Raw genomic sequence first — 13,519 nt, forward strand, 5'->3', positions numbered from 1 at the left:
CACACGACTCAACTATTCGACGGAGATTTCATGAAAGTCGTTCTGACCAATCCGAACATGAAGCTCGACCCGCGGGTCGCAGGCGACCTGCTCGCCCTTGCCGAGGTCGTCAACGCACCCGACACCACCGCAGAAGGCATCCTGTCCGTGGCGCGCGATGCCGATGCCCTGATCGTGGGGGTCGAGAACATCCGCGAGCCGCTGATCGCAGAGTTGGCCGAAGCCAAGGTGATTCACAGGATGGGCATCGGAGTCGACTTCATCGACATTCCTGCTGCCACTGCCAAGGGAATCCACGTCACCAACGTTCCCGACGCCAACTATCGCGAGGTGGCAACCCATGCCCTCGCGATGATTTTCTCGCTGACCCGTCAGTTGAAGCGTTGGGACCAGGATGTCCGCGCGGGCGTGCCGATGAACTTCAAGATCGGGATGACACTGCGCCGACCCGAGTCCCAGCGGGTGGGCATTCTCGGACTCGGCCGAATCGGTAGCCATGTGGCGCGCGTGGTCGCTGCCGCGGGCTACGAGGTAGTCGGTTACGACCCGTTCATCGACGCGGATGCCGCTGCCGAGCGCGGTGTCACCTGGTTGCCGCTCGACGAGGTGATCGCCACGTCGAACGTGTTGTCCATTCACATCCCGTTGACCGACGAGAACCGCCACCTCATCGACGCCGCGGCCATTGCGACGATGCCGAAAGGCGCTGTCGTCGTCAATGTCTCGCGTGGCGGCCTGATCGACGAGGACGCACTTGCCGATGCGCTGGCATCGGGACACCTGTCGGGAGCGGGCATCGACACGTTCGAGATCGAGCCGCTACCGACCACCAGTCGTCTGCTCGAATTCGACAACGTTCTGTTGAGCCCACACGCGGCACATTTCAGCACCGAATCGATGGGCGAGACCTTCACGAAATCGTTGGACGAGGTGACTCGGGTGCTCAAGGGGGAGGCGCCCACGTATCCCGTCAACCGCATCTGAGCCCTGCATCACCGAGACCATGGAGACGAGCCGATCGATGAATTTCCCCGATTACGAGAACAAGCGAGTGATAGTGACCGGAGCGTCGTCCGGTATCGGCGCCGCGGTGGCGAAAGCCCTCGTCGACCTCGGTGCAGAAGTACACGGCGCCGGTCGACGTAAGCCGGAGGTCGACGTCGCGTCGTTCCAGACGCTCGATCTCACCGACCCTGCCTCGATCGAGGCCGCGGTGAGCGGGATCGGCGGCCACGTCGACGCACTGTTCAACTGCGCAGGCGCGGTGCCGATGCTCCCGGCGATCGAGATCCTGCAGGTGAACTATCTCGGAACTCGCCTGCTGACCGAATTGGTCGTCGCGAACATGTCCGAGGGCGGCGCCATTGTCAACGTCTCCTCCGACGGTGGATACGGCTGGCGTAAGAAACGCGAGCTGCTGATCGACTTTGTCTCCCAGAAAACGTTCTCCGATGGTGCGGCCTGGTACGAGAAGAACGAAGAGGCTGCAGGACATGCCTATTCGTTCGGCAAAGAAGCGCTCAACATGTGGACGATGGTGCAGTCGGCAACGCTGATCACGGGCGGGATCCGAATCAACACGGTCAGTCCAGGCGCGGTGCAGACACCGATGCTGGAGGCGATCGAGGACGCGTTCACCTCGGCGTCGATCGATCCGGTCACCTTTCCCAGCGGTCGACGCTCGACCGCGGAGGAGCAGGTGGGCCCGATACTGTTCCTGGGCAGTGACAGCGCGTCCTACGTCAACGGCGCCGACATCGCCGTGGACGGCGGCTTCTGGGCGAGCCTGTCCGTGTCCGGCGCCCTCTGGAACGAGTAGGAGAAGCCTGATGAGCTCATCGAAACAAGCGAAGACGTGGCTCGGCACCGACGACAAGTTCGTGCGGTTGCGCAAGATCGAGACGCTCGACCCGCAGACCGACTTTCGTGAGATAACGGAGCTGTTCTACACCGACTTCCAGTCCGTCATGGTCGTTCAGGGTGTCGCAGGTCTTCTGTTCACCTACTCGGCTCCTCGAATGTCTCGAATTCTCAGTGCCTCGAGGCAGCTGGAGCACCACACGGCGAAGCGATACGTCGACACCGCCACGTTCAACGCGGCAGTGATGCAGAACGGGCTCAACACAGGTGACGGGCGAGAGGCGGCACGACGCGTCAACGCCATGCACCGTCAGTACGACATCCACCCCCAGGACTTCGTCGCAGTCGGGTGTGACGTGCCGGCGACGTCGCTCGACCTGGCCGAGCGTTTCGGATGGCGCCCAGTCACCGACATCGAGCGCGAGGGAGTGCTCAGGCACTACACGCTCGAAGCCCGGGCATTCGGCTCGCACGATCCGATGCCGGACACCATGGACGGTGTTCGAGCGTTCTGGAATCACTACCTGGACACCCAGGCCACGTTCGAACCCCAGAACAAGGCACTGACCGATGCGCTGATGACATTCATGCCTACCCTCGTGCCGGGGCCGCTCAAGCGAATCATCAATCCGATTCTGACCGCCCAGGTCGACCCGCGAATACTGAGGGCATGTGGTCTGCCTGTTCCCTCTCGGTTGCGGAAGGGCTTGTCCACGGCATTCGTGAAGTCGCTCGGCAAGAGTGACCCGAAGCCCGACTCGTACACCTCGACGACGCTGTCCGACCTGAGGGACAAGATCTATCCGAACGGGTGGTCCATCCAAACCCTCGGGACGCACCTCAAAGAGCACAAGGATCCAGCAGCGCACGCAACGCCGGCAGCGACGGCAGATGCAGCAACACCGGTGGACGCACATGCCGAAACGGCAGAGAAAGGCCAGTCATGAGTTCCGTCGACACGGTCCGTGGGCCCGTAGCCCTCGACGCCCTCGGTCAGACGCTCGCACACGAACACATCCTCTTCACCGATTCCGAGTTCGCACGGTTCTACCCCGAGCTCGCGTGGGGTGGTGAACGCAGCGCAGTCGTCGATGACGTCGTGCAGAAATTGCAGGCGGTTCGTGACCGGGGGATCGACTCCGTGCTGGACTGCACTGCAATCCTCCACGGCAGGGACATGGACTTCCTCAAGGAGGTCAACGACCGGGTCGACCTCAACATCATCGTCTCGACCGGCATCTACACCTTCGACTATCTGCCTCACCACATCGCGTCGACCTCCAGGTTCACCAACAGTTCCGACGACATTCTCACGCGGATGTTTCTGCGGGACTTGACCGTTGGAGTCGGAAACTCGGGAGTCCGGGCACAGTCGATCAAGGTTGCCGTCGACAAAGCCGGGTTCACGCCGAACATCGAACGTATCTTTCGTGCGGCTGGAAAAGCCTCGGCAGAGACCGGCGCGCCCATCACAGTGCACACGCATCCCGCGGACCGGCAGTCGGCGAAAGCTCTGGAGATACTGACCGGGGAGGGTGCCGATGTACGGACGATTGTGGTCGGGCACAGCGGTGACACCACCGATCTCGACTATCTGCGCGAAATCATCGACGCGGGTGCAATCGTCGGCAGTGACAGGTTCGGCCTGTACCTCATACCGGGTACGGCGTCGGAGGAAGAGCGCATCGATGCACTCGTCACGCTGGCGGGGGAGGGCCGGGCTCATCGCATCGTGCTCTCGCACGACGTCGTGCTCTACTCCGATTGGTCCGAGCCGGGTGCGCTCGACAAGGTCGAGGCCTTGAAGTCATGGGTTCCCACCCGCATCAGCGATATCATCCTGCCCGCTCTACGGGCAAAGGGTCTGCCCGAGGCCGAGATAGAGAAGATGATGGTGACTGCACCCGCATCGCTGTTCGTCAACATCGCACGTTGACGCAGTCGGTGAACAGTTTCTCGGTTCCCTGAGTCGGCACGCGACAGAGGTCTATCCCTGGTGATCAGTCCCTTGTCTCATGATGGCAAGGCTGATCGGTTCAGGTGAAAGCAGCACCAGCACAGTGGAAGAGGAACACATGAACCAACTCGAAGGCGAAGTTGCCATCGTGACCGGAGCCGGTCGAGGTATCGGACGGGCTGTCGCGATTCGCCTCGGCGCGGAAGGTGCGTCGGTTGTCGTCACGGCGCGCTCGCCCGACCAGGTCGCCGAGACTGTTTCGATCATAGAAGCCGCAGGCGGACATGCCGTGTCGACGACAGCCGATATCGGCGACGTCGATTCGGTGCGGGCTCTCGTCGAATTCACCGAGACGAGTTTCGGTCCGCCGTCCATCCTGGCCAATGTCGCGGGCGGCGGTGTTCCCGGCACCAACGGCCGTTTTGTCGACCTGGAGCCCGAGGCGATCGTCCGTGGCGTGAACATCAACTTGATCGGCGCGATGCTCGCGACCAGGTTGGTGCTGCCGAGCATGGTTGCCGCCGGGCGTGGTCGGATCATCAATGTGTCGAGCGGGGCCGGCATGATCGGGATGCCGTTCATCGTGCCGTACGGTGTGTCGAAGACCGGTCTGCTGCGTTTCTCGGAGCAGGTTGCCCTCGAATTGGAGGGCACCGGAGTGTCGATCTTCACGATCACACCGGGCAATGTCGTGTCCGCGCTGACGGGATCGATGTATTCCTCGCGTGCAGAGCTGGCCGCCGATCCGCCCGAAGGTCTCCCGTGGCTCTACCCGGCGGGCCACGAGCTGGAGGAGAGTGGGTGGTACCCGCCGGAGCGGACGGCCGAACTGTGCTCCTTCTTGTCGTCCGGCAAGGCGGACGCGGTGTCCGGACGCTTCTTCTCCGTCCACTACGACGAGTCGGAGATCGTCGCGCAGGCAGAACGTGTCGTGCGCGACGAGCTGTACGTATTGCGAGTTCCGACGCTCGAAGGACTCGAAGCATCGCATGTGTACGGCGACCACGCGGGCTTGGCCAGTGGTCAGCAGTAGCGGTACTTCCATCACCCAACCCGATCACACGTAGAGGTCGTTTCCATGTCACTGAACATTCCGACAGAGTTGAATCCCGTTCTCGGCAACCGATACCCGCATCGCCCGCGCATCCTTTTCGTTCTCCGTAAGAAGTCGTCGGCCTCGAAGGAGGCCTTCGAGCAGGCACTCACCACGTGGCGCAGTGAGAGGCCGTCGGGTGTGAGCATCGGTTCGCTGTCGGCGCGCGCAGGCGTGCAGGTCGAGGAGCGTCAGGAAGACGTAAGCGGTCGATTCCGTCCGGCGGGGGTCGAAGTGACCTCGTGGGATGGATATGTCTCGCTGGATCTGGAGAACTTCGACCCGAAAGACACCGACTTCGAAAGCTTGCTCGCCGCGAGCACAGGTGCGCTCGATTCGCTCGACGACGTCGTGGATCGTTCGGCCTCGCTCACTCTGTTCGGAGTGGCCAACCTGGTGATCCCGGGCGGCGGACCGTACTCGATGCTCCTGATACTCGACCGCAAGGATCACCTGTCGATCGAAGAGTTCAACGACTGGTGGATTCGGCACGGCAACGACCACCGCAAGGCGTATGTCGGGCAGGCGGGCTACCACCAGCTGCACATCGCTCCCGAGTTCAACAAGTTGGCAGCAGAGGCATCGGGAACATCGACCACCGACCTGTGCATCATCGACCTGATGTATCTCGCCGATCTCGACGATGCGTTCGCGAACACGTTCGAGCCCGGTGGCCCGGAGGCCAAGGCGATGAGCGCCGACGTCGCAGGCAATGTCTCGATGGCCGAGGTCGGCGGAAGTCTCTTCCGCGAGGTCTGATCCCGAGGATCCGACCTACCCGATCCGGGCCCCCATGCGGCTGCGAACAGCGCCGCATGGGGGCTCTTTTCATGATGTGCTGATCTGGTGCGTCAGGTGTTCGCCGGTGTTCTGGGCCGTGCTCTCACGCGGGCGCGGACTGGAGTGCCGGTGTCAGGGTGAACCCCGCATAACCGGCGGCTGCTACCTCGTCACACGACTGTCGGTAGGGGCCCATTCCGCCGACGTAGGGCATGAAGACCCGAGGCTTCCCCGGGACGTTCGCGCCTTGGTACCAGTTTGCGACCTTGGTGAGGAACGACCTCTTCGATCGTTCGTTCACGTGGTCCACCCAATCGTCCTGAGCCTGCGGCTGTGCTTCGACTCGTGCAATGTCGTTGCGCGCGACGTGAGCGATCAGGTCGTGAATCCAGTCGACGTGTTGCTCGATGGACACGATGACGTTCACAAGGACAGAGGGACTGCCTGGGCCGGTGATGAAGAAAAGGTTGGGAAAGCCCGCAGTCGACAGGCCGAGCAGAGTTCTCGGTCCGGCGGCCCATGCATCCCGCAGAGATTCACCACCGACACCCTTGATGTCGATCGCGAGCACAGCACCCGTCATGGCGTCGTAACCGGTGGCGAAGACGATGACATCGAACTCGTATTCCTGCTCACCGGCGACGATGCCGGCCTGTGTGAGCCTTGTGATCGGGGTGTCACGGACATCGACGAGCGTGACATTCTCTCGATTGAACGTCGTGTAGTAGTCGGTCCCGAGGCAGATGCGCTTGGCGCCGATGGGGTAGTCCCTCGGGGTCAGGTGCGCCGCAAGTTCGGGTTCGTCGACGTACGCCAGAATTTGCTCACGTGCATAGTCGGCAAGAATCGTATTGGCATCCAAGTTCACACTGGTATCGGTGAAGGTGGCCATGACGTCCGTGCCGCCCACGGACCATCGACGATCCATTTCTGCGCGCCTGGCGGACTCGTCGAATTCGAGGGCGCTGCCGATCGGCAGTTCGACGATGGTGCCTCCGTACGAGTGCCTGCACTCCTCGCGCAGCGTCTGATAATCCGACTTGATGTTCGCGACGTGAGCTGGAGCCAAGGGGCGGTTCCCCGCAGGAATGACAAAGTGTGGTGTCCGCTGAAAGACCGTGAGATGTCCTGCTGTCCGTGCAATCTCGGGGATCGCCTGCACACCGGAGGACCCGGTTCCTATCACCGCGACACGCTTGCCTGCCAGGTCGGCGCCATCGTGCGGCCACCGCCCCGTGTGCAGTAGTTCGCCTGTGAAATCAGCCGATCCCGCGATGTCCGGGACACGTGAGGAGGACAGACAGCCGACGGCGGAGATCAGAAATCTCGCCCGCACCGTTTCGCCGGTGTCGGTGCGAACCACCCAGGTGTTCTCGCTCTCGTCGAACTCGGCGGAATCGACGGAGGTGTCGAACGTGATGGTCTCTCGCAGGGCGAAACGATCGGCGACATGGTTGGCGTAGGCAAGGATTTCCGGCTGAGTTGCGTAGCGCTCGGTCCAGTCCCACTCTTGCTCCAGTTCCTCCGAGAACGAGTACGAGTAGTACATCGACTCGACATCGCACCGGGCTCCCGGGTATCGATTCCAGAACCAGGTGCCCCCGACGTCGCTGGCACGCTCGAACACGCGGACATCGAGGCCGAGCTCGTCGCGAAACCGACGAAGCGCGTACATCCCTGCAAAACCTGCACCGATGATGACGGCGTCGACAGTCGGATCGGCTTCGGGTGACGTGGTCACGAATTCTCCTTCAGTGGTGTTCCTCTTTCTCGATCTTCGGCTACCTGGCTCGATTCGTCAGCGGGCAGTCGGCGCAGAGAACTCGCCAGTCGGCGAGCTGTTCAGAAGAGGGCGTGGGATGCGAGAAGTCGGTGGAGCGTCAGAGTCAGCAACAGACGTGAGCGTCCGTACGGTTCGGTGCACGAGAAACCGAGAATCTTCTCGGCTCGTTCGACTCGATGGCCCACCGAGTTGTGATGCATGTGTACGACGCGGGCGGCCTTGCGCAGAGAATCGTGGGAAGCGACTGCCAACAGAGTCGGGATGATGTCGGATCCGACTTGCTTGCAGAGTTCTTCCAGCCGAACGACGTCGGGATTGCTCGCGAGTTCACGCGCGGTCAGTTGTTCGGCGAGAATTTCGTACGCGCCCAACCTGCTCGAGGGAACTATCACGGATGTGCCGCCCTCCGGCGGCTTGTCCGAACGCACGCTCGGTATCGCGAACCGCAACGCATTGACACTGTGCCGCCAGGCTTCGGCAAGTCCCGAAGGTGAAGTGGGACGGGAGATACCGCCGCGAAGTCCGATCGGAACGACAAGTTCGTCCACTGAGTCGAAGGAGGTTGCGATGACGATGTGCACCCGATCGATGAGAGCGTGATGCGCTCCTGAGCCGGTCGCTCGTATCTGACGCACCACTTCGTCGACGCCCGCGCTGTCGCCGAACAGAGCCAACGCGGTCAGTACCCCGGTGGACCCGAGACCGAGTCGCCTCAGAGCGCTCGCTCGCTCCTGGTCCGAGGCGTCAGGACTGACCAGAAGCCTGACATCGGCCGATGCGCCGCGTGGCTCCCATCGCGCCTCCGCAACGAGTACCACGGTCGCCAGATGGGCCACGATTCGCTCGATATCGGTCTGGTTTGCGTCCACCGCTGGCGCATCGATGGACGCGATCCAGACCGATATCTCGGAACCCAGGTAGCGCCTGCCGATTTCGGCTGTGTCGGTGGTGTCGACCGAACCGTTCGGGTCGACTACGAGTCGTCCGGTGGACGGGGCCTGGACACCCACGGAGAACCCGAGGGACGCCGCCGCGCACCCGACGACCTTCTTGACGTCCGTCGTCGGCTCCAACGCGCACTCGTCTATACGCCGAAATGCGGTGTTCAACGGATCGGTGTCCAACGGGTCGGTGTCCAACGGGTCGGTGTCCATCAGTGAGTACGCAGCGGGACTGCTGTGCACGGTCACGACGTCGAACCGTGTGTCGACATCGTAGAACTTTGCACCATTGTCCCGCATCCTTTCTCGCGTGCCGATCGTCGCTATCGGACAATACCGGCTGAGGAAACTCATTGTGAGGCGCTTCACATCCTACTACTTGGTCTGCTATAAATATCGCAATCATTCAAAAGATCAAGTTCTACGTGTGTCCTTCTGAGATCTGGGAGCATCATGCCTGCCAAGAACACTGCCGTCAGATTGCTCGCACTCGTGTTTGCGACCACCGTCGCGCTTACCGGATGTGCGTCGGACGAGGAGTCCGACACCGAGTCGCCCGGCGACGCGGCGCAGCCCTTCAGAGTTACCTTCATCGCGTCTGTCAGCGGACCGCTCGCACCGTTCGCAATAGCCCACACCGCTGCGGTGAAGGCTGCGGCCGGCGTCATCAACGACGAGGGCGGAATCCTCGGTCGCCAGGTAGAGGTCACCATCGTCGACGACGGCGGTGAGGCGACCAAGGCCGTCAATGCCGCACAGTCGATCGTGAACGAGGACGTGTTGCCCGACGTCGTCATTCCGGGGAACTTCAGTGCATCGACAATTCCGGTCTTGCCGATCTTCGCGCGGGCCGACATTCCGACGGTGTCCATCGCGACAGCGTCGGAAGGTAACGATCCCGAGAAGTACCCCCTCAACTTCGGCGTCTCCAATACACCCGCGCAGAGCATGAAGGGCCTGACGGACTACCTGAAAGAGGAGGGCATTGCCTCGATCGCAGTCGTCGCTGCCAACAACGAAACCGGCCGCTCGACGCTTGCGACATTGGAACAGAACGCTGAGGCCGAAGGGATCTCGATCACCGATTCACAGTCCCTCGACTCCTCTACGGTCGACGCGACCGCGGCGCTCTCGAAGCTGCAGTCGAGCAACCCTGAGGCTCTCGTCGTGATCGGACTCGGCGGTGCGCTGCCGGGAACTGTCTTCAAGGACCGCACCAAGCTTGGCTGGGACATTCCCACGATCACCGATGTCACCACCACCTCTACCGATCTCGTCACCCTGGCCGGTGGATCGCAGAATCTGAACAACGTTGTCGAACAGGAACTTCACTACGCCGTGGTAGGTGATCCTCTGCAGGCGACCGACGCGTTCGGCAAATTCCTACCCGCGTACCTGGAACAGGATCCGAAGCCGGGCCTGCCGATGGGCGCGTTGGCTGCAGGCTGGGGCGCGATGTCGTTGATTCAAGGCGCCTTCGACGCAGCAGGATCCACGGACCCCGACGAGTTCAAGTCAGCGGCCGAGAGCCTGACGACCGAGGATGCGCCGCTGTGGTTCCAAACGCCCGGGCCGTCGCTCGGATTGTCGCCGGACAACCACTACGTGGACTACGGCTCCTACGTCTATGCGCCGGCGGGCCCGCGGGACAGCACAGGCAGTCTCACCGTCGCGGCCGAGTGAACAGGGACAGAACATGACACTACTGTGGGCCGGTCTTGCGACCGGTGCTGTGTACGCCCTCGTCGGACTTGCGTTCACCATCGTGCTCACCTCGTCCGACGTGTTCAACTTCGCGCAGCCTCAATTCGTCATGCTGGGAGCATTTCTCGGATACTGGGGCCTGTCGGAGACGTCCCTGCCGCTCGTCGTGATCGTCGCCGGCACGTTGATAGTCGGTGCTGCCCTCGGTTATCTGGAGGAGATCATCGCTATTCGGCCACTCCGGAAGCGTCCGAACGCGGGATACGCGGTCCTGGTCACCACGGTCGGTTTCTCGGTTGCGTTGAACGGTCTCGCACTCGTCATCTGGGGCAGCACGCCGGCTCCCGTATCGGTTCCCAACGCCGACAAGATATTCCATATCCTCGGCGGCTCGGTCAGTGTCATCGATCTGGTGCTCATCACCCTCGCCCTGGTGGTCGGCCTGTCGCTGCACTACGCAGCACGACGCACCAGCTGGGGGATGGCGGGACGAGCAATTGCAGCGGACGGAGATCTGGCCGTGGCCCGCGGAGTCGACGCGCCTCGCTTCAAGACGACCGGATTCGTACTGGCAGGCGCATTCGCTTGTGCGGTAGGTGTTTTCATCGGTGCCAAACTTTCGGCGAACATCAACCTCGGAAATTCACTGGTCATCCTCGGGTTCGTCGGCCTCGCCGTCGGTGGGATGGGCAGTTACGTGGGGGCTCTCGTCGGAGGACTCGTCATCGGCGTCATTCAGGTCTTGACGAGTCGCTACATCGGAGCCGAATACGAACTCGTCGTGCTCTTCGTCGTGCTTCTGTCCATTCTCCTGTTACGGCCCGCCGGGATTCTCGGTGGCCGACAATTCCGGACGGTGTGATCATGCTTTCTCGTCTGCACAGGCCAGGGTTCGGCTGGTGGCTTCCGCCGCTGATCGGGGCCCTGCTCATCGGCGGTTCCCTCGTGGTCACCGGCCACGGTGACCAGCGCGAGCTTGCGCTGGTGGCGATCTACACACTCGTCATTTCCGGCCTGAATTTTTCATTCGGCTACGGCGGTGAACTGGCTTTCGGACAGATCGCCATGCTTGCCGCGGGTGCGTACACGACCGCGATACTGAACGTGCACGGCCACACCGACATCCTGCTTGCGCTTGTGCTCTCGGTGGCCGCAGCGGCAGTGGTCGGATTCATTTCCGGAATTCCCTCGATCCGGTTGAGCCACTGGTCGCTTGCGATTACATCTTTCTTCTTGGTGCTGTTGGTGCCGAGCTTGATTCAGGTGTTCGAATCGCAGACCGGCGGCTTGATCGGCTTGGTGATGCCGGAGTCGGCAACCCTGTTCGGCTCCGAGCTCGAATGGGAAGGCTTCTACATCTTCGCCATGGTGGTGGCGCTGATCTGGCTCGTTGTGATGCGGAATCAGATTCTGTCGCGACGAGGTGCGGGTCTGATCGCCATGCGCGAGAGTCCTCAGTTGGCCTCCTCGCTCGGCCTCAGTGTGTACCGCCAGAGGATGTACGCCTACATCATGGGCAGTCTGCCTGCAGGTGCAGCCGGATGCCTGATGGCGCAACTCAACGGTTTCGTTTCGCCGGATACGTTCACACTGTCGCTCGCAATCGCGGTGCTTGCCGGATCTGTGGTGGGTGGTGTGTCCAGTGTCTACGGCGCCCCGCTCGGTGCCTTGATCCTGGTTCTCGGACCGTTGCAGGCGTCGGCGTTCGACCGATACTCGTTGTTGGTCTACGGCGTGTTCCTGCTGCTGGTGGGAGTGCTGTTCGCCAGTGGCCTTGCCGGCGTACTGCGACTCGGAACCGGCAAGCTGCTCAGGCGGGTTGCGCCCGCCTCGCCCGTGGAAGCAGCGCTGCTGGGCGACGCTCCTGCCCTCGCGATTCCGGGCGAACAACTCGTGGTCGACGGGATCGTCAAGTCCTACGGTGGGGTCCGTGCGCTCGACGGTGCGGGAATCGTTGCCGAACCAGGGCAGATCACGGCCGTCATGGGTGCCAACGGTGCCGGAAAGACCACTCTCCTCAACGCTGTCTCCGGATTCGTCGCGGTCGAGGACGGCACCGTCGAACTAGGAGGAAAACCGCTCGGCGGCCAACCGGCACACGCTGTTGCGCGGCGAGGAGTCAGCCGCACGTTCCAGACCCCGCTGATTCCGCGAGGCATGACAGTCCTCGAGGTTGTTGTCTCCGGCCGTGTCACGGCGGGACGGGTCGGCCTCGTGTCCACCATCCTTCGTCTGCCGTCGTTCCGTTCGGCTCACCGCGCAGATCTGGAAGCCGCGAGAGCAGCCCTGTCCTTCGCCGGATTGCTACACCTCGCCGACCAGGATGCGCAGAGTCTGCCGCTCGGTACCAGGCGTCTGTTGGAGGTGGCTCGGGCCGTGGCGCGAGAGCCCAATGTGGTTCTGCTCGACGAACCTGCTGCGGGTCTCGACGACGTGGCGCTCGGTGAGTTGGACAACCTGCTGCGCCGTACGCGTGATGCCGGGGCGACCATCGTGATCGTCGAGCACAACGTCTCGTTCCTTCTCGGCCTTGCAGATCAGGTCTTCGTGATGGATCTGGGTGCTGTATTGGCAAGTGGGACAAGCGAAGAGATTCGAGACCATCCCGAGGTGGTAGCCACCTACCTCGGTCGCCGTAGACCCACGCCGGAGGTATCATGACCGCGACCGAACCGCTGCTGTCGGTCCAATCGCTCCGCGTCGGTTACGGAGATCTGACCGCTGTGTGGGACGCGAGCCTGGACTTGATGCCGGGGCGTGTTCTTGCACTCGTCGGACGCAACGGTGCAGGCAAGTCGACCCTGCTGCTCGGCGTCACAGGCCTGCTCCGGCCTACCCAGGGCAGAGTTCTTCTCGGCGGCAGAGACATCACCACGGTTCCGCCACACCGCCGCGGGAAGCTCGGTTTGTCCCTCGTCATGGAGGGCAAGCGGGTGTTTCGTCCGCTCACGGTCGAGGAGAACCTCAAAGTCGGCACCTTCTCGCAGGGCGCGAGCCGCAAGGAATCGGCGGCACTCATCGACGAGATGTACCAGCGCTTCCCGATGCTCGCCGAACGCCGCACGAAGATGGCAGGGGATCTCAGTGGCGGACAACAACAGTCACTGGCAATCGCGCAGGCACTGATGAGCAGGCCGAAGGTGTTGATGCTCGACGAACCGTCGAGCGGTTTGGCACCGTCGGTCATCGATGGCGTGTTCGATCTGATCGGCACTTTGAAGAAGGACGGAATCGCGATCCTTCTTGTCGAACAACTCGTGGCCGACATGCTCGGTGGAGTCGCCGACGACGTCGTCGTACTCGACGGAGGCCGGGTCGTGCTCTCGGAGCCGGCGGACAGTCTCACCGTCGAGCGATTGGCCGGGCTCGTCTACACCACCTGAGGGCCCTCTCGAATCACT

General features: G+C 62.3%; 12 protein-coding genes. 10 read left to right on the forward strand and 2 right to left on the reverse strand.

The window, feature by feature from the left end:
• Window positions 1–30 precede the first annotated feature (30 nt).
• From RY1_RS00705 to RY1_RS00730, 6 genes are all read left to right on the forward strand, one after another.
• Complete coding sequence (locus tag RY1_RS00705) at window positions 31–984, forward strand: C-terminal binding protein (RefSeq protein WP_072801611.1); 954 nt, start codon at window positions 31–33, stop codon at window positions 982–984.
• A gap of 37 nt (window positions 985–1,021) precedes the next feature.
• A complete protein-coding gene (locus RY1_RS00710; protein ID WP_072802204.1) occupies window positions 1,022–1,819 on the forward strand; it encodes a coniferyl-alcohol dehydrogenase in 798 nt (265 codons plus the stop codon).
• A gap of 10 nt (window positions 1,820–1,829) precedes the next feature.
• A complete protein-coding gene (locus tag RY1_RS00715; protein WP_072801612.1) occupies window positions 1,830–2,807 on the forward strand; it encodes an oxygenase MpaB family protein in 978 nt (325 codons plus the stop codon).
• A complete protein-coding gene (locus RY1_RS00720; protein ID WP_072801613.1) occupies window positions 2,804–3,796 on the forward strand; it encodes a phosphotriesterase family protein in 993 nt (330 codons plus the stop codon). The genes RY1_RS00715 and RY1_RS00720 overlap by 4 nt, the downstream gene beginning before the upstream one ends.
• Window positions 3,797–3,935: 139 nt before the next feature.
• Window positions 3,936–4,850 (forward strand): SDR family NAD(P)-dependent oxidoreductase, encoded by a 915-nt coding sequence (locus tag RY1_RS00725; RefSeq protein WP_169914532.1) that lies wholly within the window; start codon window positions 3,936–3,938, stop codon window positions 4,848–4,850.
• Window positions 4,851–4,895: 45 nt separating this feature from the next.
• The gene (locus RY1_RS00730) at window positions 4,896–5,669 is read left to right on the forward strand and encodes a hypothetical protein (protein ID WP_072801615.1); all 774 of its coding nucleotides are present in this window, start codon (window positions 4,896–4,898) and stop codon (window positions 5,667–5,669) included.
• 124 nt (window positions 5,670–5,793) lie between these two features.
• Here RY1_RS00730 and RY1_RS00735 read toward each other — a convergent pair whose 3' ends face one another.
• The gene (locus RY1_RS00735) at window positions 5,794–7,431 is read right to left on the reverse strand and encodes a flavin-containing monooxygenase (RefSeq protein WP_072801616.1); all 1,638 of its coding nucleotides are present in this window, start codon (window positions 7,429–7,431) and stop codon (window positions 5,794–5,796) included.
• 101 nt (window positions 7,432–7,532) lie between these two features.
• Complete coding sequence (locus tag RY1_RS00740; protein ID WP_169914534.1) at window positions 7,533–8,663, reverse strand: helix-turn-helix domain-containing protein; 1,131 nt, start codon at window positions 8,661–8,663, stop codon at window positions 7,533–7,535.
• Between the two features lie 204 nt (window positions 8,664–8,867).
• On the opposite strand from RY1_RS00740, the gene RY1_RS00745 reads away from it, so the two are divergent.
• The 4 genes from RY1_RS00745 to RY1_RS00760 are packed head-to-tail and all read left to right on the forward strand — an operon-like array spanning window position 8,868 to window position 13,501.
• Window positions 8,868–10,097 carry an ABC transporter substrate-binding protein gene (locus RY1_RS00745; RefSeq protein ID WP_072801618.1) on the forward strand — a complete coding sequence of 410 codons (1,230 nt, stop codon included), beginning with the start codon at window positions 8,868–8,870 and terminating at the stop codon, window positions 10,095–10,097.
• A 13-nt stretch (window positions 10,098–10,110) separates the two neighbouring features.
• A complete protein-coding gene (locus tag RY1_RS00750) occupies window positions 10,111–10,980 on the forward strand; it encodes a branched-chain amino acid ABC transporter permease (RefSeq protein WP_072801619.1) in 870 nt (289 codons plus the stop codon).
• A gap of 2 nt (window positions 10,981–10,982) precedes the next feature.
• Window positions 10,983–12,779, forward strand: coding sequence for a branched-chain amino acid ABC transporter ATP-binding protein/permease (locus RY1_RS00755; protein ID WP_072802205.1), 1,797 nt, complete (start codon window positions 10,983–10,985; stop codon window positions 12,777–12,779).
• Window positions 12,776–13,501: an ABC transporter ATP-binding protein gene (locus tag RY1_RS00760; protein ID WP_072801620.1), complete on the forward strand. Its 726-nt coding sequence runs from the start codon at window positions 12,776–12,778 to the stop codon at window positions 13,499–13,501. Before RY1_RS00755 ends, RY1_RS00760 begins: the two co-directional genes overlap by 4 nt.
• Window positions 13,502–13,519: the final 18 nt, after the last annotated feature.

Source organism: Rhodococcus yunnanensis NBRC 103083 (assembly GCF_001895005.1).
In the GTDB taxonomy this organism is placed as follows: domain Bacteria; phylum Actinomycetota; class Actinomycetes; order Mycobacteriales; family Mycobacteriaceae; genus Rhodococcoides; species Rhodococcoides yunnanense.